The following is a 21,442-nucleotide window of genomic DNA, read 5'->3' as shown; positions in this document are numbered from 1 at the left end:
CGGGCCGCAAGGGCTCCTAGGAGTGCTTGCGCACGCCCTCGGCCAGGTCGCCCGCCAGGGTGCGGACCCCGGCGAGACCGGCCGTCAGATCGCCGTCCGCGGCCAGCAGCAGCTTGACGAACGCTGAGCCGACGATCACCCCGTCCGCGAACCGGGCCACCTCGGCGGCCTGTTCGGCGTTGGAGACCCCGAGGCCGACGCAGACCGGCAGCGCGGTGGTGGCCTTGGTGCGCCGCACCAGGTCCTGTGCCTGCTCGCCCACCGACTCGCGGGTGCCCGTGACGCCCATCAGCGAGGCGGCGTAGACGAAGCCGGAGCCGGCCGCGGTGATCTCGGCGAGCCGGGCGTCCTTGCTGCTGGGGGCGACGACGAAGACGGTGGCGAGACCGTGCTTGTCGGCGTGCTCCCGCCAGGTCGCGGACTCCTGGACGGGCAGGTCGGGCAGGATGCAGCCGGCGCCGCCCGCCTCGGCGAGCTCGGCGGTGAAGCGCGCGATGCCGTAGCGGTCGATCGGGTTCCAGTAGGTCATCACGAGCACCGGCTTGCCGGTGGCCTCGTGCACCTCGCGCACCGTCCGCATGACGTCGGCGATCTTCACGCCGCCGCGCAGGGCGATGTCGTCGGCGGTCTGGATGACCGGACCGTCGAGGACCGGGTCGCTGTGCGGCAGCCCGATCTCCACCACGTCCGCGCCGCCGTCGAAGACGGCCTTGGCCGCCTCGATGCCGCCGTCGACGGTCGGGAACCCGGCCGGGAGGTAGGCGATGAGCGCGGACCGGCCCTCCGCCTTGGCAGCGGCGAGGGTGTCGCTCAACAGCTGGATGTTGCCGCTCACTTGGCGTCCCCTTCGATCTCCGCGCCGGCGGTGTCGGTGTCCGCCTCGACGGCGGCGTCGGTGTCGTACAGGCCGAAGTAGCGGGCTGCGGTGTCCATGTCCTTGTCGCCGCGCCCGGACAGGTTGACGACGATCAGCCCGTCCTTCCCGAGTTCCCTGCCGAGCTCCAGGGCCCCGGCGAGGGCGTGGGCGCTCTCGATGGCGGGGATGATGCCCTCGGTGCGGGAGAGCAGGCGCAGCGCCTGCATCGCGGCGTCGTCGGTGACGGCGCGGTACTCCCCGCGGCCGCTGTCCTTGAGGAAGGCATGCTCGGGCCCGATGCCCGGGTAGTCGAGACCGGCCGAGATGGAGTACGGCTCGGTGATCTGGCCCTCGTCGTCCTGGAGGACGTAACTCCGCGAGCCGTGCAGGATGCCCGGCTCACCGGCGCTCAGCGTGGCCGCGTGCTCGCCGGTCTCGATGCCGTGGCCCGCGGGCTCGCAGCCGACCAGCCGCACCCCGGCGTCCGGGATGAAGGCGTGGAAGAGGCCGATGGCGTTGGAGCCGCCGCCGACACAGGCGACCGCGGCGTCCGGCAGACGGCCGGCCCGCTCCAGGATCTGGCGGCGCGCCTCGACGCCGATGACGCGGTGGAAGTCGCGCACCATCGCGGGGAAGGGGTGCGGTCCGGCGACGGTCCCGAAGAGGTAGTGGGTGTGGTCGACGTTGGCGACCCAGTCGCGGAAGGCCTCGTTGATGGCGTCCTTGAGGGTGCGGCTGCCGGACTTCACGGCGATGACCTCGGCGCCGAGCATCCGCATCCGGGCGACGTTGAGGGCCTGCCGCTGGGTGTCGATCTCGCCCATGTAGATGGTGCAGTCGAGGCCGAACAGGGCGCAGGCGGTGGCGGTGGCGACGCCGTGCTGGCCGGCGCCGGTCTCGGCGATGACCCGGGTCTTGCCCATCCGCTTGGTGAGCAGCGCCTGGCCCAGCACGTTGTTGATCTTGTGCGAGCCGGTGTGGTTGAGGTCCTCGCGCTTGAGGAACACCCGGGCCCCGCCGGCGTGTCCGGCGAACCGCGGGACCTCGGTGAGCGCGCTGGGGCGCCCGGTGTAGTGGACCATCAGGTCGTTGAGCTCGGCCGCGAAGGCGGGGTCGCCCTTGGCCTTCTCGTACTCGGCGGCGACCTCGTCGACCGCGGCGACCAGCGCCTCGGGGATGAACTTGCCGCCGAACGCACCGAAGTAGCCTTCGGGGTTCGGCACCTGTCCCTCGGGATCGGGAAGGAAGAAATCGGAGGACATCAGACGCACTCCTCGCCGGGGCGGCTGCCCCGGAAGTCCGGTGGTGGCGGGATGGGCATCACGGTAGGCGGCGCGCACCGCGCGGGAACGCCGCCGCAGGGCCGGGGTGTCCGGTTCTGCGGGCGGGCGTGGTCCGGCGGTCGTGGCGGGACGGCCCCGGCGGACGGTCAGTGGACCGCCGTGCCGGGGGGCCGGCCGGCGCCGGCCGGGGGCCGGCGCGTCAGCGCGCGGGCCCCGTTCGCCATCGCCTGCCGTTGATCTGTCCCGGTTCCGAACCGATGTGATACCTGACCCGGCGCCCGTGGACCCGGCGGGCGGGCGCCCGGCAGCCCCGGTGCCACGGCGGCAGCGCACAGCGCTGCGGGCCGGTGCTCCGGCGCGGCGCGGACGGAAAGCCGCGCACGGGCAGCGGGCCGGGGACGCGGAGGGTGGCCGCCCCGGCGCGCGCACCGGCCGGACCCGGGTGCGGTGCCCGGGTCTCTCGGCGGATGCCTGCGGCGGTGGCGGTCATGTCGGTGTGCCGTCCCGGGCGCTCAGGACCGGCCGTGCCGGATCGCCGGGTGGGAGCCCGCGGCGACCAGGTCGGAGACCGCGGTCTTCGGGTCCTTGCCGGTGACCAGCGACTCGCCGACCAGCACCGCGTCCGCGCCGTCGTTGGCGTACGCGATCAGGTCGTGCGGTCCGCGCACCCCGGACTCGGCGATCTTGACGATGTGGTCGGGGATCTCGGGGGCGACCCGGGCGAAGTTGCCGCGGTCGACCTCCAGGGTCTTCAGATTGCGGGCGTTGACGCCGATGATCCGGGCGCCGGCGTCGACCGCGCGGGCGACCTCTTCCTCGTCGTGCACCTCGACCAGCGGCGTCAGTCCGATCGACTCGGCGCGCTCGATCAGCGAGACCAGCGCCTCCTGCTCCAGCGCGGAGACGATCAGCAGCGCGAGGTCGGCACCGTAGGCGCGGGCCTCCCACAGCTGGTAGGCGGTGACGATGAAGTCCTTGCGCAGGACGGGGATGTCGACCTTGGCGCGGACGGCTTCCAGGTCGGCCAGCGAACCGCCGAACTTGCGCTGCTCGGTGAGGACGGAGATGACGGCCGCGCCGCCCGCCTCGTAGTCGGCGGCCAGACCGGCCGGGTCGGCGATCGCGGCCAGCGCGCCCTTGGAGGGGCTGGAGCGCTTGACCTCGCAGATCACCGTGACGTTCTCGCCCTTGAGGGCGGCGACGCCGTCCTTCGCGGGGCGCGCCTTGCGGGCCCGCTCCTTGAGTTCGTCGAGGCCGACGCGCGCCTGCCGCTCTGCGAGGTCGGCGCGAACGCCGTCGATGATCTCGTCGAGCACACTCACGCGAGCGGCCTCCTTCGGGAGCGGTGGCGGTGGACGGTGACCCGGACGAGTGGTTCCATCCGGCACTCCGATGGTATCCGCCAAGCGATGCAGGTCTCACATCCGGTGGACCGCGATCCCACGACCTGGACTTCTTCCGGATGCCGCGGGGCCGGAGGCGGCGGTTCCGTACCGCCACCGGGTCACGGTGCCAGCGCGCTGCCGAAGGGCAGGTTGCGGACCACCGTGAAGACCAGCAGCAGCCCGCCCAGCGCCCACCAGTGGACGGCGCGCGGCCGCGGGCCCGCCGTGCGGCGGCCACGGACCGCGTTGGCCAGCCAGAGCGCCCAGAAGGCCGCGCAGACGGCGTACCCGGCCACCGCGAGCGCGTTGGCGCCCAGCGCCGCGGCGAGGTCGCCGTGCGCGACGGCATGGGCGCTGCGCAGTCCGCCGCAGGCCGGGCAGTAGACGCCGGTGAGGTGCAGCAGCGGGCACACGGGGTAGTGGCCGGGCTCGTTGGGGTCGACGGCGCCGAGGACGGCGAAGGCTGCGGTGGCGGCGGCCAGGGCGCCCACGGGGGCCACGAGCCGGCGCGGCAGACCGCCGCGCGGGGAGGCATCGGGCCGGGCCGTGGGGTGGTTCACGTGGCGATTGTCCGGCCGGACGCGCGAAGGCGCAGCTTCTCGGCCGCCGTACGGAACGGTCACGGACGGCGGGTACGGCACCACGGTGCGTACGGGCCGGGAAGCGGCGCCTTCGAGGGGTGCTGCGGCAGTGGCGCCGGGCCCCGGCGCCACGGGAGCGGGCTCAGCCCTCCTGCGGCTGGGCGGCAGTCTGCGCCTGGGCGCGGGGCTTGGCCGAGCGCTTGGGCTCCGAGCCGTAACCGGCCACGTGGAGCGCGCCGCCCGCCACGGCACCGAGACCGATCAGCGCCATGCCGGCCCAGAAGCCGGGCACGCTGCCCAGGACGATGAAGGCTCCGGCGACACAGAAGCCGATGAACGAGATGATGACGCCGGTCCAGGCGGCGGGGGTGTGTCCGTGGCCACTGCTCGACATGAATGCTCCTCGATGCTCTGTCGCGCCGGGGTCGGGGCGCGATGATCCGCTCGGCCCATTGTCACCGATGGCGGGGCAAGCCCCTTTACCGGGTGGGGTCCTCACCGCGGTCCAGGGACTTCCAGATCTCGTCGGGGCGGTCCAGGTCCGGCGGGGCCGGGGCCCGCCGCGGGCCGCGTGCGCCACCGGGCGTCCGCTCGTATTTGCCCGACATCGCAGGCCAGTGGCGCCCGTACGACAGCGCCAGCAGCCCGGCGACGAGCAGCAGCAGACCGCCGGCCGCGGCCACCCACGGCCAGCCGGTGTGCGTGACGTGATGCACATCGGTTCCGGTCAGCCCGACCGCGGTGGCGGCCTTCTCGCGCAGCGCGGAGGTGTCGGAGTTGCCCAGCACGGCGGCGACGGCGATGCCCACGCCGCTGAGGGCGAGCAGGGCGGCGACCGCGATCCGGCCGGCCCGGCGGACCGCGAAGACGGCGACCAGCGCGGCCAGGCCGACGACGGCCAGCGCACCGGGCACGCCGGTCACATCGGCGCCGGTGACGCTGCGCGGCAGCGCGCCCTGGGCCAGCACCGCGGAGCCCTCGGCCCAGGTGCGGCCGGAGGCCAGCAGCGCCAGGCCGGCGCCGGCCGCGCCGGACAGCAGCGCCAGCGCGAGGCTGCGGTGCGCACGGCGCGCGGGCCGGGCCGGGGCGGCGGAATCGCCCGTCGGCACGGTGTCGGTGGGGGTCTGGGATGCGGCACTCACGCGTACCACTATCGCGCACCGGCCGCCGGCGGCCGGTGCGCGGGGGTGGAGCGGGCTACCTGCCCAGGTGACTGGCGGTGTGCACCGCGCGCAGTACCGCGGCCGCCTTGTTGCGGCACTCCGTGTCCTCGGCCGCCGGGTCGGAGTCGGCGACCACTCCGGCGCCCGCCTGGACGTAGGCGGTGCCGTCGCGCAGCAGGGCGGTGCGGATCGCGATGGCGGTGTCGGAGTCGCCGGCGAAGTCGAGGTAGCCGACGCAGCCGCCGTAGAGCCCGCGCCGGGACGGCTCCAGCTCCTCGATGATCTGGAGGGCGCGCGGCTTGGGGGCTCCGGAGAGGGTGCCCGCGGGGAAGCAGGCGGTGAGCACGTCGAAGGCGGTGCGGCCCGCGGCGACCTTGCCGGTGACCGTCGAGACGATGTGCATGACGTGGCTGTAGCGCTCGACGGACATGAAGTCGACGACCTCGACGCTGCCCGGTTCGCAGACCCGGCCCAGGTCGTTGCGGCCCAGGTCGACCAGCATCAGATGCTCGGCGCGCTCCTTGGGGTCGGCCATCAGCTCGTCCGCCAGGGCCTGGTCCTCCTGGACGGACGCGCCGCGCGGGCGGGTGCCGGCGATGGGGTGGACCATGGCGCGGCCGTCCTCGACCTTCACCAGCGCCTCGGGGCTGGAACCCACCACGTCGAAGGCGCCCTCGTCGCCGCCGTCGGGGCCCTCGAAGCGGAAGAGGTACATGTACGGGCTGGGGTTGGTGGCCCGCAGCACCCGGTAGACGTCCAACGCGCTCGCCGTGCACGGGGTTTCGAAGCGCTGGGAGGGCACGACCTGGAAGGCCTCGCCGGCCCGGATGCGCTCCTTGATGTCCTCGACGGCGTCCTGGAAGGCGGCGCCGCCCCACTTGCCGGTGTACGGCGGGACCTCGGACGGCGGCAGCGCGGCGGCGCCGGCGGGCGCGGGCCGGGCGAGGTCGTCGGCCATGGTGTCCAGGCGGGCCACCGCGTCCGCGTAGGCCTCGTCGATACCGGTGTCGAGGTCGTTGTGGTTGATCGCGTTGGCGATCAGCAGGACGGTGCCGTTCCAGTGGTCGAGGACGGCGAGGTCGGAGGTGAGCAGCATGGTGAGTTCGGGCAGCCGGAGGTCGTCGGCGGTCCGCTCGCCGACCTTCTCCAGGCGGCGCACGACGTCGTAGCCGAGGTAGCCGACCATGCCGCCGGTGAACGGCGGCAGCCCCTCGCCCTCGATGAGGTCCCGGGGCGTGTGCAGGGTTTCGACGGCGGCGCGCAGCACGGCGAGCGGGTCGCCTTCGGTGGGCACGCCGACGGGCGGGGTGCCGAGCCAGTGAGCCTGCCCGTCACGGGTGGTGAGGGTGGCGGCGCTGCGGACGCCGATGAAGGAGTAGCGCGACCACGTGCGGCCGTTCTCGGCGGATTCCAGGAGGAAGGTGCCGGGGCGCTCGGCGGCCAGTTTGCGGTAGAGCCCGACCGGTGTGTCGCCGTCCGCGAGCAGGCGCCGGGTGACGGGGATGACCCGCCGGTCCTTGGCGAGGGTGCGGAAGGTGTCGAGGTCCGGAAGGGCGGTGCCGGTGGTTCCCGTGGTCATGGCGCGGAGCCTACTTGTCCTGGCCGTCCCGGGTGACAAGAACGTCCGCGTCGAAGCAGGTGCGGTCGCCGGTGTGGCAGGCCGCGCCGACCTGGTCGACCCGGACCAGGACGGTGTCGGCGTCACAGTCCAGCGCCACCGACTTCACGTGCTGGACGTGGCCGGAGGTGTCGCCCTTGACCCAGTACTCCTGGCGGCTGCGGGACCAGTACGTGCAGCGGCCGGTGGCCAGCGTGCGGCGCAGCGCCTCGTCGTCCATCCAGCCGAGCATCAGCACCTCGCCGGTGTCGTACTGCTGGGCGATGGCCGGGACCAGGCCGTCGGCGCCGCGCTTGAGGCGGGCGGCGATGGCGGGGTCGAGGGCGGGGGTGCTGTCCGTGGTGGTGGCGCGACTGCTCATGGTGTCCATTGTGCCGTGCGGCATCCTGCAGACATGCATCATCAGCAGCCGCCGCCACCGCCGCCGGACCCGGACCGCGCCGCGCGGGTGGCGGCGCGGGTGCTGGGCGGGGTGTTCGCGGCGGCGGTGCTGGTCGCCGTGGTGCTCGCGGTGGTGGTGCTGCGCGCGTAGGCCCGCCGGGCCGCGGGCGCACGGGCTGCGGGCTCACATGCCCAGCTTCGCCGCCCGCAGCAGCTCGATCGCGTCCTTGTCGCCGTCCAGCTCCACGTCGGCCACCTGCTGCCGGCCGAAGGCGAACATCGTCAGTTCGCCCGGCTCGCCGACGACCGTGACCACCGGGGTGCCGCGGTGGGCCACCGCCGTCCGCCCGTCCGGCCGCCGCAGCACCAGTCCCACCGGCGATTTCCGGCCCAGTACCCGGGCCATCCGCTCGATCCTGGACCACAGGGCGTCGGCGAACACGGGGTCCAGCTCGCGGGCGGCCCAGTCCGGCCGGGCGCGCCGGACGTCCTCGGCGTGGACGTAGAACTCGACGGTGTTGGACGCCTCGTCGATCTGCTTCAGGGCGAACGGCGACATCCGCGGCGGACCGGTCCTGATCAGCCGGATCAGCTCGTCGTACGGCTTGCCGGCGAACTCCGCCTGCACCCGCTCCAGCCGGGCGGCCAGCGGCTTGACGAGCAGTCCGCCGGCCGCGTCGGCGCGCCGCTCGCGCACCACCACATGCGCGGCCAGGTCCCGCGCGCTCCAGTTCTCGCACAGCGTCGGCGCCTCGGGGCCGGCGCTCTCCAACAGGTCGGCGAGAAGGAGCCGTTCACGCTTCGCATGGGTCGACATGCGGCCAGCCTACGACCGGCCCGGCACCCCTGCCACGGAGCCGCGCCCGGCGCTCCCCCGGCCGGCCCGTCCCGGTCAGGCCGGGTCCGCGGCCACCTGTGCCATCAGGATGCGGGTGAGCTCCCGGGCGGCGCGCGGCGGGGAGACGTCGCCGCGGTGGGCGACGGAGACCACGCGGTGCATCCCGGGCGTCGAGAAGCGGGTGACCCGCAGGCCGGAGCGGGCGGCGACCATGCTCGGGACCACGGCGAGGCCCAGCCCGGCGCGGACGAAGCCGAGGACCGCGTCCATCTCGCCGCCCTCGACGGTGAAGGCCGGTTCGAAGCCGGCCGCCCGGCACGCCGCGGTGGTGAATTCCCGCAGGTCGTAGCCGCGGCGGAACATGGCCAGGGGGCGACCGCGCAGGTCCTCGACGCGGATGCGGGTGCGGCGGCCGGCGACGGGTGCGGGCCGGTCCGGGGCGGAGACCACGACGAGTTCCTCGCGCAGCAGCTCGGAGGTGGCCAGGGCGGGGGCCTGGACCGGGAGCGGGGTGATGATCAGGGCCAGGTCCAGGGCGCCGTCGGCCAGCGCCCGGACCAGGTCCTGCGAGCCGTCCTCGGTGACGAGCAGGTCCACGCCGGGGTAGTCGGCGTGGAAGGCGCGCAGGACATCGGGCACGAGGCTGGCGCAGAGGCTGGGCGGGGCGCCGAGGCGGAGCCGGCCGCGGCGCAGCCGGGCGACCTCCTGCACCTCGCGGCGGGCGGTCTCGGCGTCGGCGAGGATGCGCCGGGCGAACGGCAGCAGGGTCTCGCCGGCGTCGGTGAGGGTGATGTGGCCGCGGGCTCGGTGGAAGAGCTCGGCCCCCAACTCCCGTTCCAGGGAGCGGATCTGCTGCGACAGGGAGGGCTGGGCGACATGTTCGCGCTCGGCGGCGCGGGTGAAGTGCCGGGTGTCGGCGACGGCGGTGAAGTAGCGGAGCTGCTGCAACTGCATGCGGCGACCGTACGGCATCGATAGGTGCTGCCTATGGAGATGAGCCGGATCATGTCTTGGACTGATGGCGGGCACGGTCCTTAGCGTCGGGCCCCATGGCACTGGACACCCGGACGGACCGACGGCCGTCCTTCGCGGGCCTGATGTGGCGCTCGACCGTCGGCAAGAAGACGGTGATGGCCGTGAGCGGGCTGATCATGCTGCTCTACCTGGTCGTGCACATGATCGGCAATCTCAAGATCTTCTTCGGGGCGGAGACGTTCGACCGGTACGCGCACTGGCTGCGGGTGGTCGGCGAGCCGTTCATGCACGAGGAGTGGACGCTCTGGCTGGTCCGTGCCGTTCTGGTCGCCGCGGTCGTGGCGCACGCCGCCTCGGCGTACCAGCTCAGCCGCCGCGACATCAGGGCGCGCCCCGGCAGGTATGTGCACCGGAAGGCCCGGACGAGTTATGCGACGCGCACCATGCGCTGGGGCGGGATCATCCTCGGCCTGTTCATCGTGTGGCACGTCCTCGACCTGACGACGGGCACGGTGCACCCCGGCGGCTTCTCGCCCGGCCACCCGTACCAAAACGTCGTCGACACCTTCTCGACCTGGTACGGCAACGTCATCTACGTCGTCGCGATGCTGGCGCTCGGGCTGCACGTCCGGCACGGCTTCTGGAGCGCCGCGCAGACCCTCGGCGCCGGCAGCCGCACCCGCGACCGCTTTCTGAAGTCCACCGCCAACGCCCTCGCCCTGGTGCTGACCGTGGGCTTCGTCTCCGTACCCGTCGCCGTCATGACCGGAGTGGTGAGCTGACCATGACCTCCTACGTGAACTACGGCACCGGGGAGCCGGTCGCCGACACCAAGGCGCCGGCCGGGCCGGTCGCCGGGCGCTGGGACACCCGCCGCTTCGAGGCGAAGCTGGTGAACCCGGCCAACCGCCGCAAGCACACCGTCATCGTCGTCGGCACCGGCCTCGCGGGCGGCTCGGCGGGCGCCACGCTGGCCGAACAGGGCTACCGCGTGGTGCAGTTCTGCTACCAGGACTCGCCGCGCCGGGCGCACTCGATCGCCGCGCAGGGCGGTATCAACGCCGCGAAGAACTACCGCAACGACGGCGACTCGGTGCACCGCCTCTTCTACGACACCGTCAAGGGCGGCGACTTCCGGGCCCGGGAGGCGAATGTGCACCGGCTCGCGCAGATCTCCGTCGAGATCATCGACCAGTGCGTCGCCCAGGGCGTCCCGTTCGCCCGCGAGTACGGCGGCCTCCTCGACACCCGCTCCTTCGGCGGCGTTCAGGTCTCCCGGACCTTCTACGCCCGCGGCCAGACGGGCCAGCAGCTGCTGCTGGGCGCCTACCAGGCGCTCTCCCGGCAGATCGCCGCGGGCAACGTCGAGCTGCACGCCCGGACCGAGATGCTCGATCTGATCGTGATCGACGGCCGGGCCCGCGGCATCGTCGCCCGCGACCTGATCACCGGCCGGATCGACAGCCACTTCGCGGACGCCGTGGTCCTCGCCTCGGGCGGCTACGGCAATGTCTTCCACCTCTCGACCAACGCCATGAACTCCAACGCCACCGCCGTGTGGCGGGCGCACCGGCGCGGCGCCTACTTCGCCAACCCCTGCTTCACCCAGATCCACCCGACCTGCATCCCGCGCACCGGCGACCACCAGTCGAAGCTGACGCTGATGAGCGAATCGCTGCGCAACGACGGCCGGATCTGGGTGCCGAAGGCGAAGGGCGACACCCGGCCGCCGGCACAGATCCCCGAGGAGGAGCGCGATTACTACCTGGAGCGCGGCTACCCGTCCTTCGGCAACCTCGTGCCCCGTGACATCGCCTCCCGCGCCGCGAAGAACGTCTGCGACGAGGGCCGCGGCGTCGGCCCCGGCGGGCAGGGCGTCTACCTCGACTTCGCGGACGCCCTGGCGCGGATGGGCCGGGCGAAGGTCGAGGAGAAGTACGGCAACCTCTTCGACATGTACGCGCGGATCACCGCGGAGGACCCGTACGAGGTGCCGATGCGGATCTACCCCGCCGTGCACTACACGATGGGCGGTCTGTGGGTCGACTACGACCTGCAGACCACCGTCCCCGGGCTGTTCGCGATCGGCGAGGCGAACTTCTCCGACCACGGCGCCAACCGCCTGGGCGCCTCGGCCCTCATGCAGGGCCTCGCCGACGGCTACTTCGTGCTCCCGTCGACCCTCAACGACTACCTGGCACGGCACCCGCACGGGGACGAGGTGACCGCCGGCCACCCGGTGGTGCAGGAGGTGCTGGCGGAGACCGAGGACCGGCTCCATCTGCTCCTCGCCGTCGACGGCGACCGCACCCCGGACTCCTTCCACCGGGAACTGGGCGAGCTGATGTGGGAGTTCTGCGGGATGGCGCGTACGGACGCGGGCCTGCGCAAGGCGCTCGACCGGATTCCGCAGATCCGCGAGGAGTTCTGGCGCCGCATCAAGGTCCCGGGCACCGGCGAGGAGTTCAACCAGTCGCTGGAGAAGGCCAACCGCGTCGTCGACTACCTGGAGCTCGCCGAGCTGATGTGCCTGGACGCGCTGCACCGCGGCGAGTCCTGCGGCGGCCACTTCCGCGAGGAGTCCCGGACCCCGGACGGCGAGGCCGCCCGTAAGGACGAGGAGTTCTCGTACGCGGCCGCCTGGGAGTTCACCGGCACCGGCGCGGCTCCCACCCTCCACAAGGAAGACCTGGTCTTCGAGTACGTCCACCCCACCCAGCGGAGCTACACATGAGGCTCACCCTGCGCATCTGGCGTCAGCGGAACGCCGCTGCCGACGGCGCCATGTCCACCTACGAAGTGGACGGCATCTCCCCCGACATGTCCTTCCTGGAGATGCTCGACACCCTCAACGAGGAGCTCCTCCTCAACGGCGACGACCCGGTCGCCTTCGACCACGACTGCCGCGAGGGCATCTGCGGCGCCTGCTCGCTGGTCATCAACGGCGAGGCACACGGCCCGAATGGGGTCTCCCCTGCCCGAACGGATTCGAGAGCTTGGGGAAGCACCACCACCTGCCAGCTGCACATGCGGTCCTTCCGGGACGGCGACACCATCGACATCGAGCCGTGGCGCGCCGCGGCGTTCCCGGTCGTCAGGGACCTGGTCGTCGACCGCTCGGCCCTCGACCGGATCATCCAGGCCGGCGGCTATGTCACCGTGCCGACCGGGTCAGCGCCCGAGGCCCATGCGACGCCGGTGCCCAAGCCGGCCGCCGACGCCGCGTTCGAGCACGCCGAGTGCATCGGCTGCGGCGCCTGCGTGGCGGCCTGCCCGAACGGGGCCGCGATGCTGTTCACCTCCGCCAAGGTGAACCACCTCAACGCGCTGCCGCAGGGCGCACCCGAGCGCGGGACCCGGGTACTGGACATGGTGGCGCGGATGGACGACGAGGGCTTCGGCGGCTGCACCCTCACCGGCGAGTGCGCCACCGCCTGCCCCAAGGGCATCCCGCTGTTCAGCATCACCGCGATGAACCGCGAGTTCCTGCGGGCGGCGCGGAAGGGACGCTGAGTCAGACCGCGGCGGTCCCGATGAGCCCCTCCCGGGTGACGAGCGCGGCCAGCTCCGCCTCGCTGCGCCCCTCGGTGCCCCCGGGCCGCCGCGGCAGGACCAGATAGCGGCTCTCCGCGCTGGAGTCCCACACCGTGATCGCGGTGTCGTCCGGCAGCTCCAGCCCGAACTCGGCCAGTACGGCGCGCGGTTCGCGCACCACCCGCGAGCGGTAGGCCTCGCTCTTGTACCAGGACGGCGACGGCCCCAGCAGCCCGACCGGGTAGCAGGAGCAGAGCGTGCAGACGATGACGTGGTGCGATCCCGCGGTGTTCTCGACGACCTTGAGCCGCTGCTCCTGGATGCCGCCCGCCATCGACAGCCCCACCTCGGGCAGCGCCGCGTTCGCGTCGGCCAGCAGCCGCTCCCGGAACCCGGCGTCGGTCCAGGCCCGCGCCACGATCCGCGCCCCGTTGACCGGTGAGGCCCCCTTCAGCATCGCGGCGAGCGCCGCGTCCAGCTGCTCCTCGGTGACCACGCCGTTCTCGACCAGCCGGGCCTCCAGCCGCCTGACCCGCGCCGCCGCCGGTGCACTCGTGTGCTCGCCGCTCATGTCCGGTCCTCCCGTACCCGCTCGATGTACGACTCCCAGAGGTCGACCGTGACCTCGTGTCCGCCCTCGCCCCACAGGTCGCCCGCCGCGAAGGCCACGGTGTAGACGGGCTCGACCCGCGGCGCGGCGACCCCCGCCGCGCACTCGTCGGCGAGCTCCCACCGCCCCTGGCACTCGACGATCCGCCCCACCTGACCGCGCACATAGCGCGGCACCCGGGTGTGCCCCACCGGGTCGACGGCGCGCACCCGCACCCGCTCCCCCGCCCGGTACTCAGCCATCACCGAGCAGCCCCCGCTCGGCGAGCAGCGTCTCGACGGCGTACAGCCAACGCTCGTAGTACGACGCCGCCAGATACTCCTGCGGGGCCATCCGCTCGACGGTGTCCCGGAACTCGTCGAGCCGGTAGACCCCGTTCCGCACCAGCACGGAGTTCAGCGCGAAGACCCGCGCCTCCCAGTCGGCGTGGAACGGCGGCTCGTCCGCCTCGATCTCCAGGACCCCGAAACCGCCCTGGCCACCCACATCGTTGATACGGCTCATGGCCGGAGCCTACGCGTCAGTGATCTTCGTGTCAGCGCACCGGGTGCCCCGCCCCCCGCAGCGCGTCCTTGACCTGGGAGATCCGCAGGTCGCCGAAGTGGAAGACGGAGGCGGCCAGGACCGCGTCGGCGCCGGCCGCGACGGCCGGGGCGAAGTCGTCGAGCGTGCCGGCGCCGCCGGAGGCGATCACCGGGATGCGGACGTGCCGGCGGACCGCCTCGATCATCGCGACGTCGTAGCCGTCCTTGGTGCCGTCGGCGTCCATGGAGTTGAGGAGGATCTCCCCGGCGCCCAGCTCGGCGGCGCGGTGCGCCCATTCGACGGCGTCGATACCGGTGCCGCGGCGGCCGCCGTGGGTGGTGACCTCGTAGCCGGACGGCGTCCCCGCGTCGGTGCGGCGGGCGTCGACCGACAGGACCAGGACCTGGCTGCCGAAGCGTTCGGCGATCTCCCGGATCACGTCGGGCCGGGCGATGGCGGCGGTGTTGACCCCGACCTTGTCGGCGCCGGCCCGCAGCAGCTTGTCGACGTCCTCGGGGGTGCGCACACCACCGCCGACGGTCAGCGGGATGAAGACCTGCTCGGCGGTGCGGCGGACCACGTCGTAGGTGGTTTCGCGGTTGCCGGAGGAGGCGGTGATGTCGAGGAAGGTCAGCTCGTCGGCGCCCTCGTCCCCGTAGACCTTCGCCATCTCGACGGGGTCGCCCGCGTCCCGCAGGTTCTGGAAGTTGACGCCCTTGACGACCCGGCCGTTGTCGACGTCCAGGCAAGGGATGACTCGGACCGCCAGGGTCATGTCGGTTCAGGCCTCTCTGACAGTTCTCGGAAAGCTTCCAGCTCTACTTCGACCAGGACGCGGGAGTCGGCGAAGCCGGAGACCACGACCAGGGTCGAGGCGGGCGGCGCGGCGGCGAACAGCTCCCGGTGGGCGCGGCCGGCCGCGTCCACGTCGCGTAGATGGGTGAGGTACATACGGGTGCGGAGGACCGCCTCGGCGCCGAGGCCGAAGGGGGTGAGGGCCTCCAGGGCGTTGGCGAGGGCGGCCCTGGTCTGCACATAGGGGTCGCCCTCGCCCTGCAGGACGCCGTCGACCAGTGGCATCGTGCCGGCGACCAGGACCCGGTCGCCGGCCGCCACGGCGCGTGCGAAGCCGATCTTCTCTTCCCAGGAACCGCCGGTCCGTACGCGCTCGATGGTCATCACGCCGCCTTTCGTCCGCCGTTACGACACTGCTGCCAGCGCCTCTTCGAGGGTGAACGCCTTCGCATAGAGCGCCTTTCCGACGATCGCGCCCTCGACACCTTCCGGCACCAGCGTGGCCAGCGCCCGCAGGTCGTCGAGGGAGGAGACGCCGCCGGAGGCGACGACGGGACGGTCGGTGGCCGCACAGACGTTGCGCAGCAGCTCCAGGTTGGGGCCCTGGAGGGTGCCGTCCTTGTTGATGTCGGTGACGACGTAGCGGGCGCAGCCCTCGGAGTCGAGGCGGGCCAGCGTTTCGTAGAGGTCGCCGCCGTCCCGGGTCCAGCCGCGGCCGCGCAGCGTCGTCCCGCGGACGTCCAGACCGACCGCGATCTTGTCACCGTGCTCGGCGATGACCTTGGCGACCCACTCCGGGGTCTCCAGGGCGGCGGTGCCGAGGTTGACCCGGCGGCAGCCGGTGGCGAGGGCGGCGGCGAGCGAGGCGTCGTCGCGGATACCGCCGGACAGCTCCACCTTGAGGTCCATGGAGCGGGCGACCTCGGCGATCTGCGCACGGTTGTCGCCGGTGCCGAAGGCGGCGTCGAGGTCGACGAGGTGCAGCCATTCGGCGCCGGCCCGCTGCCAGGCGAGGGCCGCCTCCAGCGGGTCGCCGTAGGAGGTCTCGGAGCCGGACTCGCCGTGGACGAGGCGGACGGCCTGGCCGTCGCGGACGTCGACGGCGGGGAGGAGTTCGAGCTTCGGCATCAGGGGGCTCACAGGGTGTTGATCCAGTTGGTCAGGAGCTGGGCGCCGGCGTCGCCGGACTTCTCGGGGTGGAACTGGGTGGCCCACAGCGGACCGTTCTCGACCGCGGCCACGAAGGGCTCGCCGTGCGTGGCCCAGGTGACCTTCGGCGCGGCGATGTGCGGGTTGCCGACCTCCAGCTCCCAGTCGTGCACCGCGTAGGAGTGCACGAAGTAGTAGCGGGCGTCGGCGGGCAGACCGGCGAAGAGCTGCGAGCCCTCGGCGGCCTCGACGGTGTTCCAGCCCATGTGCGGGACGATGTCGGCCTTCAGCGGGCCGACCGTGCCGGGCCACTCGTCGAGGCCCTCGGTCTCGACACCGTGCTCGATGCCGCGGCCGAAGAGGATCTGCATGCCGACGCAGATGCCCATCACGGGGCGCCCGCCGGACAGCCGGCGGCCCACGATCCAGTCGCCGCGGGCCTCCTTCAGCCCGGCCATACAGGCGGCGAACGCGCCGACGCCGGGGACCAGCAGGCCGTCGGCGTTCATCGCGCGGTCGTAGTCGCGGGTGATCTCCACCTCGGCGCCGACGTGTGCCAGCGCGCGCTCGGCGGAGCGGACGTTGCCGAAGCCGTAGTCGAAGACGACCACGTGCTTACGGGATGCGGCGGTCACTTCCACACCTCCAGCCGCAGGACACCGGCGAGCAGGCACATCGCCGAGCCGGCGGACAGCAGCACGAGCAGGCCCTTGGGCATCTGCTGCTTCCAGAAGGAGTAGACCCCGCCGAGGAGGAAGAGGCCGACCAGGATCAGGACGGTGGACAGTCCGTTCATCGGGACTACAGCGCACCCTTCGTGGAGGGGATGATCCCGGCGGCGCGCGGGTCGCGCTCGCTGGCGTACCGCAGGGCCCGGGCCAGGGCCTTGAACTGGCACTCCACGATGTGGTGGGCGTTGCGGCCGTACGGGACGTGGATGTGCAGCGCTATCTGGGCCTGGGCGACGAAGGACTCGAAGATGTGCCGGGTCATCGTCGTGTCGTAGGTGCCGATCATCGGCGCCATGTTCTCCGGCTCGGTGTGCACCAGGTACGGGCGGCCGGAGAGGTCGACGGTCACCTGGGCGAGCGACTCGTCCAGCGGGACGGTGCAGTTGCCGAAACGGTAGATCCCCGACTTGTCACCGAGGGCCTGCTTGAAGGCGGCGCCCAGGGCGAGGGCGGTGTCCTCGATGGTGTGGTGGGTGTCGATGTGCAGATCGCCGTCGGTCTTGACCTTGAGGTCGAACAGGCCGTGCCGGCCGAGCTGGTCGAGCATGTGGTCGTAGAAGCCGACACCTGTCGAGACGTCCACGTCGCCCCGGCCGTCGAGGTCGATCTCGACGAGCACGGAGGTTTCCTTGGTCGTGCGCTCCACGCGTCCTACGCGGGTCATCGCTTGCTCTCCTTCAGTACTGCGCGAACCGCGTCGAGGAACGCGTCGTTCTCGGCCGGGGTGCCGGCGGTGACCCGCAGCCAGCCCGGTACGCCGTTGTCACGGACCAGCACGCCGTGGTCGAGGATCGCCTGCCAGGTGTCGTGCGCGTCCTCGAAGAGGCCGAACTGCACGAAGTTGGCGTCGGAGTCGACGACCTGGCAGCCCGCCGCCCGCAGCTCGGTGACCAGGCGGTCCCGCTCGGTCTTGAGCTGCTCGACGTACTTCAGGAGCGTGTCGGTGTGCTCCAGCGCGGCCAGGGCGGTGGCCTGGGTGACGGACGAGAGGTGGTACGGGAGCCGGACGAGCTGGACGGCGTCGACCACGGCGGGGTCGGCGGCGAGATAGCCCAGCCGCAGCCCGGCGGCGCCGAAGGCCTTGGACATCGTCCGGGAGACCACCAGATTCGGCCGGCCCTCGATCAGCGGCAGCAGCGAGGGCCGGTGGCTGAACTCGCCGTAGGCCTCGTCGACCACCACCAGCGCACCGGCGGCGTCGGCACGGGCCGCCTGCGCCGCCTCGTACAGCGCGAGCACGGTGGCCGCCTCGACGGCGGTGCCGGTGGGGTTGTTCGGCGAGCAGATGAAGACCACGTCGGGCCGCTGCTCGGCGATGACCGCCACGGCCGCCTCGACGTCGATGGTGAAGTCGTCGTTGCGCGGGCCGGAGATCCAGCCGGTGCCCGTGCCGCGGGAGATCAGTCCGTGCATCGAGTACGACGGTTCGAAGCCGATGGCGGTGCGGCCGGGGCCGGCGAAGGTCTGCAGCAGCTGCTGGATGATCTCGTTGGAGCCGTTGGCGGCCCAGACCTGGTCCTTGGTGACCTCGTGGCCGCCGGTGCGGGTGAGGTAGCGGGCCAGCTCGGTGCGCAGCTCGACCGCGTCCCGGTCGGGGTAGCGGTTGAGCTCCCGCGCCGCCTCGGTGACCCGCTCGCCGATCCGCCGGACCAGCGGCTCCGGCAGCGGGTAGGGGTTCTCGTTGGTGTTCAGCCGCACCGGGACGTCCAGCTGCGGCGCGCCGTAGGGGGACTTGCCGCGCAGCTCGTCCCGGATGGGGAGGTCGTCGATCCTTGTCACTTGCCCTGCGGGACCTTCCAGTCGCTGTGCTTGTCCGGTACGCCTCCGGCAAAACGTGCCTTGATCGCCGCGCCGTGCGCCGGGAGGTCCTCGGCCTCGGCGAGGGTCACCACGTGGTGGGCGACCTCGGCGAGCGCGTCGCGGGTGTAGTCCACGACGTGGATGCCGCGCAGGAAGGACTGCACGGAGAGCCCGGAGGAGTGGCAGGCGCAGCCGCCGGTGGGCAGGACGTGGTTGGAGCCGGCGCAGTAGTCGCCCAGCGAGACCGGGGCGTAGGGGCCGACGAAGACCGCGCCGGCGTTGCGGACCCGGGCGGCGACGGCGGCGGCGTCGGCGGTCTGGATCTCCAGGTGCTCGGCACCGTACGCGTCCACCACGCGCAGGCCCTCGTCGAGGCCGTCGACCAGGACGATCGCCGACTGCCGGCCGGAGAGCGCCGGGTTGATCCGGTCCTCGACGTGCTTGGTCGCTGCGATCTGCGGCGCCAGCTCCTTCTCCGTCTTGTCGGCCAGCTCGACGGAGTCGGTGACCAGGACGGCGGCGGCCATCGGGTCGTGCTCGGCCTGGCTGATCAGGTCGGCGGCGAGGTGCACCGGATCGGCGGTGTCGTCGGCGAGGATCGCGATCTCGGTGGGCCCGGCCTCCGAATCGATGCCGATCCGGCCCTTGAGCAGGCGCTTGGCGGCGGCGACATAGATGTTGCCGGGGCCGGTGACGAGGTCGGCGGGCGGGCACTCGTCGGTGCCGTAGGCGAACATGGCGATGGCCTGGGCGCCGCCGGCGGCGTACACCTCGTCCACGCCGAGCAGGGCGCAGGTCGCCAGGATGGTGGGGTGCGGCAGGCCGCCGAAGTCCGCCTGCGGCGGGGAGGTGACGGCCAGCGAGGCGACGCCGGCCTCCTGGGCGGGGACGACGTTCATGACGACGGACGAGGGGTAGACCGAGCGGCCGCCGGGGACGTAGAGCCCCACCCGCTCGACCGGCACCCAGCGTTCGGTGACCGTGCCGCCGGGGACGACCTTGGTGGTGACGTCCGTACGGCGCTGTGCGCGGTGGACGATCCGGGCGCGCCGGATGGACTCCTCCAGGGCGGCGCGCACGGCCGGGTCCAGCCCGTCGAGCGCTTCGCGCAGGGCCTCGGCGGGCACCCGTACCCGCTCGATCCCGACACCGTCGAACCGCCGCGCGTAATCGATCAGCGCCGCGGTGCCGCGATGGTGCACGTCCTCGCAGATGGGCCGCACCTTCTCCAGGGCGGCTTCCACGTCGAACTCGGCACGGGGCAGCAGGTCGCGCAGGGCGCCGCCCTCGGGAAGGGCGTCACCGCGCAGATCGATTCGGGAGATCACGGTCCCAGTGTCTCAGACCCGCTCCGGCGCCCGAGCGGCCGTATCACTCAGTGATACACAGCGGAGCACACCCCGGACGCATCGTGACCCGGCCGTTCGAAGTTGACCGGAGTTGGCCCTGACCGCGCGTGTTCAAGCAGTCACGGGGCGGGCAAGGGCCACACGACGGCGTACGGGGAGACCTGCCGGACGCGACACGACCACCGCACGCCTTGCGTCCGAACAGGTTGCGACACACCACCGGAGAGCAAGGGGGACCCACCGTGACCGAGCCCGGGGACGGCGACGCGCCGTCCGGCCTGCAGCTGACATCCGCGGAATGGAGCATGTGGCAGGCCTTCCGCAACGGCAGCACCTGTGACCTGCACATCGGCGATCCGGCCAGGGACGATCCGCACGGGCAGCATCTGTGGGGCCCGGAGCGCCGGGTCCGGGCCCGGGTGGTGGCCCTGCTGCTGCTCGACGGGCCGCCCGCGCAGCCCGGCCGGGTCTCCGCGCTCAAGCTCACGGGTGCGTACATCACGGACACTCTCGACGTTGCGGGCGGTGCGATCAAGCCATTCGTGGAGCTGCGGGACTGCCGCTTCGAGGCCGAGGTCGTGCTCCCCGAGAGCCGGTTCACCACCCTGCGGCTGGTGAACTGCGCGATACCCCGGGTGGAGGCGGCCCGGCTGCAGACCGAGGGCGATCTCCATCTGCCGCGCTGTGTGGTGCAGTCCGGCATCCGGCTCACCGACGCCCATATCGGCACGGACCTGATGCTCAACCAGACCGTGGTGCACAAGGACCGGCAGGGCCGGTCGATCATGGCGGACGGGCTGACCGTCACCCAGGACCTCCAGGCCGAGATGCTGGAGTCCTACGGGGAGCTGTCGCTGCGCGGCGCCACCGTCGGGGTGTCGCTGAGCCTGCGCGGCAGCCGGCTGAGCAATCCTTTCGGCCGCCGGGCGCTGAACGCCCCCCAGCTGACCGTCGAGCGCACCCTCTACCTGACCGCCGCCGGGCTGCCCAACTCCCCGTTCTCCAGCGGCGCCACGCCCCCCTACGGGACCTCGTTCACCCCCTCGCGGGGCACCCGGGTGCAGCGCTTCGAGTGCGAGGGCGGGATGCGGCTGGACGACGGGCGGTTCGGCGACGCGGTCGACTTCGAGCTCGCCCGGTTTGTCATGGAGTCCGACCAGGAGCTGTCGCTGCGCCGTATCCAGACGCCCGAGCTGCGGTTCCTCGGTGAGCGCCCGCAGCGCGGCCGGGTGATCCTCTCCGGTGCCCGGGTGGTCAACCTCGTCGACAAGTCCGCGAGCTGGCCGGGGCTCGGCGGGCTGTGGATGGCCGGCTTCGCCTACGAGACGCTGATCCCGCGCGGCCACTTCCCGCTCTCGCTGCGGCTCCAGTGGGTGGCCGCGGCGACCCCCGAGTACGCGCCCGAGCCGTACGAGATGCTCGCCACCTCGCTGCGCACCACCGGTGAGGACGCCGACGCCCGCGAGGTGCTGCTGGCCAAGCAGCGGCGGCGCCGCGAGACGCTGCCGCTGGCGGCGAAGGCCTGGGGCTTCCTCCAGGACTGGACGGTGGCCTACGGCTACCGCCCGGGACGGGCCGCGGTATGGATGGCCGTCCTGTGGGCGATCGGCACGATCTACTTCTCGATGTCCCCGCCGCCGGCCCTCAAGGCGGGCGAGGCGCCGCCCTGGAATCCGTACCTCTACGCCCTCGACCTGCTGCTGCCGGTGATAGACCTCAATCAGAGCGCCGCCTGGAAGCCGGGCGGCGGGGCGCAGTGGGCGGCCGCGGTGCTCATCCTGGCGGGCTGGGTGCTCGCCACGACGGTCGCGGCGGGGGCCTCCCGGCTGCTGCGGCGGCAATAGCGGGGGTACGGGTGGTGGCTGCACA

General features: G+C 72.7%; 27 protein-coding genes. 5 read left to right on the top strand and 22 right to left on the bottom strand.

Annotated features, from left to right (window positions below; translation table 11 throughout):
- Positions 1-16: 16 nt before the first annotated feature.
- The 9 genes from trpA to hisI form a co-directional block, all read right to left on the bottom strand.
- Positions 17-835 carry a tryptophan synthase subunit alpha gene (gene trpA / locus ACFW5B_RS15295; RefSeq protein ID WP_386438946.1) on the bottom strand — a complete coding sequence of 273 codons (819 nt, stop codon included), beginning with the start codon at positions 833-835 and terminating at the stop codon, positions 17-19.
- Entirely contained in the window at positions 832-2,118 is a 1,287-nt protein-coding gene (trpB, locus tag ACFW5B_RS15290) for a tryptophan synthase subunit beta (protein ID WP_386438944.1), read from the bottom strand. Before trpB ends, trpA begins: the two co-directional genes overlap by 4 nt.
- A gap of 220 nt (positions 2,119-2,338) precedes the next feature.
- Positions 2,339-2,629 (bottom strand): tryptophan biosynthesis modulator TrpM, encoded by a 291-nt coding sequence (gene trpM / locus ACFW5B_RS15285; RefSeq protein ID WP_386438941.1) that lies wholly within the window; start codon positions 2,627-2,629, stop codon positions 2,339-2,341.
- 22 nt (positions 2,630-2,651) lie between these two features.
- On the bottom strand, positions 2,652-3,461 hold the full coding sequence (gene trpC, locus ACFW5B_RS15280; RefSeq protein WP_386438938.1) for an indole-3-glycerol phosphate synthase TrpC: 810 nt from the start codon (positions 3,459-3,461) through the stop codon (positions 2,652-2,654).
- 182 nt (positions 3,462-3,643) lie between these two features.
- The gene (locus ACFW5B_RS15275; protein WP_386438935.1) at positions 3,644-4,084 is read right to left on the bottom strand and encodes a DUF2752 domain-containing protein; all 441 of its coding nucleotides are present in this window, start codon (positions 4,082-4,084) and stop codon (positions 3,644-3,646) included.
- Between the two features lie 163 nt (positions 4,085-4,247).
- Positions 4,248-4,499 carry an HGxxPAAW family protein gene (locus ACFW5B_RS15270; protein WP_386438932.1) on the bottom strand — a complete coding sequence of 84 codons (252 nt, stop codon included), beginning with the start codon at positions 4,497-4,499 and terminating at the stop codon, positions 4,248-4,250.
- An 85-nt stretch (positions 4,500-4,584) separates the two neighbouring features.
- Positions 4,585-5,247, bottom strand: coding sequence for a TIGR02234 family membrane protein (locus ACFW5B_RS15265; protein WP_386438930.1), 663 nt, complete (start codon positions 5,245-5,247; stop codon positions 4,585-4,587).
- A gap of 55 nt (positions 5,248-5,302) precedes the next feature.
- Positions 5,303-6,847 (bottom strand): anthranilate synthase component I, encoded by a 1,545-nt coding sequence (locus ACFW5B_RS15260; RefSeq protein ID WP_386438927.1) that lies wholly within the window; start codon positions 6,845-6,847, stop codon positions 5,303-5,305.
- 10 nt (positions 6,848-6,857) lie between these two features.
- On the bottom strand, positions 6,858-7,247 hold the full coding sequence (hisI, locus tag ACFW5B_RS15255) for a phosphoribosyl-AMP cyclohydrolase (protein ID WP_386438924.1): 390 nt from the start codon (positions 7,245-7,247) through the stop codon (positions 6,858-6,860).
- 33 nt (positions 7,248-7,280) lie between these two features.
- On the opposite strand from hisI, the gene ACFW5B_RS15250 reads away from it, so the two are divergent.
- On the top strand, positions 7,281-7,418 hold the full coding sequence (locus tag ACFW5B_RS15250) for a hypothetical protein (protein ID WP_386438921.1): 138 nt from the start codon (positions 7,281-7,283) through the stop codon (positions 7,416-7,418).
- 33 nt (positions 7,419-7,451) lie between these two features.
- Here the strand turns inward: ACFW5B_RS15250 and ACFW5B_RS15245 are convergent, their stop codons facing one another.
- Together ACFW5B_RS15245 and ACFW5B_RS15240 are read right to left on the bottom strand one after the other, a co-directional pair.
- On the bottom strand, positions 7,452-8,084 hold the full coding sequence (locus tag ACFW5B_RS15245) for a TIGR03085 family metal-binding protein (RefSeq protein ID WP_386438918.1): 633 nt from the start codon (positions 8,082-8,084) through the stop codon (positions 7,452-7,454).
- Positions 8,085-8,159: 75 nt separating this feature from the next.
- A complete protein-coding gene (locus ACFW5B_RS15240) occupies positions 8,160-9,059 on the bottom strand; it encodes a LysR family transcriptional regulator (RefSeq protein WP_386438915.1) in 900 nt (299 codons plus the stop codon).
- Between the two features lie 95 nt (positions 9,060-9,154).
- Here ACFW5B_RS15240 and ACFW5B_RS15235 point away from each other — a divergent pair, with 95 nt between their 5' ends.
- The 3 genes from ACFW5B_RS15235 to ACFW5B_RS15225 are packed head-to-tail and all read left to right on the top strand — an operon-like array spanning position 9,155 to position 12,593.
- On the top strand, positions 9,155-9,862 hold the full coding sequence (locus tag ACFW5B_RS15235) for a succinate dehydrogenase (protein WP_386438912.1): 708 nt from the start codon (positions 9,155-9,157) through the stop codon (positions 9,860-9,862).
- A gap of 2 nt (positions 9,863-9,864) precedes the next feature.
- Positions 9,865-11,814, top strand: coding sequence for a fumarate reductase/succinate dehydrogenase flavoprotein subunit (locus ACFW5B_RS15230; protein WP_386438909.1), 1,950 nt, complete (start codon positions 9,865-9,867; stop codon positions 11,812-11,814).
- A complete protein-coding gene (locus ACFW5B_RS15225) occupies positions 11,811-12,593 on the top strand; it encodes a succinate dehydrogenase/fumarate reductase iron-sulfur subunit (protein WP_386438906.1) in 783 nt (260 codons plus the stop codon). The genes ACFW5B_RS15230 and ACFW5B_RS15225 overlap by 4 nt, the downstream gene beginning before the upstream one ends.
- A gap of 1 nt (position 12,594) precedes the next feature.
- Here the strand turns inward: ACFW5B_RS15225 and ACFW5B_RS15220 are convergent, their stop codons facing one another.
- From ACFW5B_RS15220 to hisD, 11 genes are read right to left on the bottom strand one after another with little or no spacing between them, the layout of a single operon-like run.
- Entirely contained in the window at positions 12,595-13,185 is a 591-nt protein-coding gene (locus ACFW5B_RS15220; RefSeq protein ID WP_386438903.1) for a nitrile hydratase subunit alpha, read from the bottom strand.
- Positions 13,182-13,466, bottom strand: a complete 285-nt coding sequence (locus ACFW5B_RS15215; RefSeq protein WP_386438900.1) for an SH3-like domain-containing protein — start codon at positions 13,464-13,466, stop codon at positions 13,182-13,184. The genes ACFW5B_RS15220 and ACFW5B_RS15215 overlap by 4 nt, the downstream gene beginning before the upstream one ends.
- Positions 13,459-13,728: a hypothetical protein gene (locus ACFW5B_RS15210; RefSeq protein WP_386438897.1), complete on the bottom strand. Its 270-nt coding sequence runs from the start codon at positions 13,726-13,728 to the stop codon at positions 13,459-13,461. The genes ACFW5B_RS15215 and ACFW5B_RS15210 overlap by 8 nt, the downstream gene beginning before the upstream one ends.
- Before the next feature lie 31 nt (positions 13,729-13,759).
- Positions 13,760-14,524 carry an imidazole glycerol phosphate synthase subunit HisF gene (gene hisF / locus ACFW5B_RS15205; protein WP_386438894.1) on the bottom strand — a complete coding sequence of 255 codons (765 nt, stop codon included), beginning with the start codon at positions 14,522-14,524 and terminating at the stop codon, positions 13,760-13,762.
- Complete coding sequence (locus ACFW5B_RS15200) at positions 14,521-14,928, bottom strand: Rid family hydrolase (RefSeq protein ID WP_386438891.1); 408 nt, start codon at positions 14,926-14,928, stop codon at positions 14,521-14,523. The genes hisF and ACFW5B_RS15200 overlap by 4 nt, the downstream gene beginning before the upstream one ends.
- A 21-nt stretch (positions 14,929-14,949) precedes the next feature.
- Positions 14,950-15,672 carry a bifunctional 1-(5-phosphoribosyl)-5-((5-phosphoribosylamino)methylideneamino)imidazole-4-carboxamide isomerase/phosphoribosylanthranilate isomerase PriA gene (gene priA / locus ACFW5B_RS15195; RefSeq protein ID WP_386439118.1) on the bottom strand — a complete coding sequence of 241 codons (723 nt, stop codon included), beginning with the start codon at positions 15,670-15,672 and terminating at the stop codon, positions 14,950-14,952.
- Positions 15,673-15,680: 8 nt separating this feature from the next.
- A complete protein-coding gene (gene hisH, locus ACFW5B_RS15190) occupies positions 15,681-16,328 on the bottom strand; it encodes an imidazole glycerol phosphate synthase subunit HisH (RefSeq protein WP_386438888.1) in 648 nt (215 codons plus the stop codon).
- Positions 16,325-16,489: a hypothetical protein gene (locus tag ACFW5B_RS15185; protein WP_386438885.1), complete on the bottom strand. Its 165-nt coding sequence runs from the start codon at positions 16,487-16,489 to the stop codon at positions 16,325-16,327. Before ACFW5B_RS15185 ends, hisH begins: the two co-directional genes overlap by 4 nt.
- 5 nt (positions 16,490-16,494) lie before the next feature.
- Positions 16,495-17,088 carry an imidazoleglycerol-phosphate dehydratase HisB gene (hisB, locus tag ACFW5B_RS15180; protein ID WP_386438882.1) on the bottom strand — a complete coding sequence of 198 codons (594 nt, stop codon included), beginning with the start codon at positions 17,086-17,088 and terminating at the stop codon, positions 16,495-16,497.
- Positions 17,085-18,203: a histidinol-phosphate transaminase gene (locus tag ACFW5B_RS15175; protein ID WP_386438880.1), complete on the bottom strand. Its 1,119-nt coding sequence runs from the start codon at positions 18,201-18,203 to the stop codon at positions 17,085-17,087. The genes hisB and ACFW5B_RS15175 overlap by 4 nt, the downstream gene beginning before the upstream one ends.
- Positions 18,200-19,552, bottom strand: a complete 1,353-nt coding sequence (gene hisD / locus ACFW5B_RS15170; RefSeq protein ID WP_386438878.1) for a histidinol dehydrogenase — start codon at positions 19,550-19,552, stop codon at positions 18,200-18,202. Before hisD ends, ACFW5B_RS15175 begins: the two co-directional genes overlap by 4 nt.
- 263 nt (positions 19,553-19,815) lie before the next feature.
- Between hisD and ACFW5B_RS15165 the strand changes: the two genes are divergently transcribed.
- Positions 19,816-21,417 (top strand): oxidoreductase, encoded by a 1,602-nt coding sequence (locus ACFW5B_RS15165; RefSeq protein ID WP_386438876.1) that lies wholly within the window; start codon positions 19,816-19,818, stop codon positions 21,415-21,417.
- The last annotated feature ends 25 nt before the right edge of the window (positions 21,418-21,442 follow it).

The sequence above is a fragment of the Streptomyces sp. NPDC058773 genome (genome assembly GCF_042746015.1).
In the GTDB taxonomy this organism is placed as follows: Bacteria; Actinomycetota; Actinomycetes; order Streptomycetales; family Streptomycetaceae; genus Streptomyces.
Note: the sequence above shows the minus strand (reverse complement) of the source record. Positions and strands in the feature narration are given on the sequence as shown.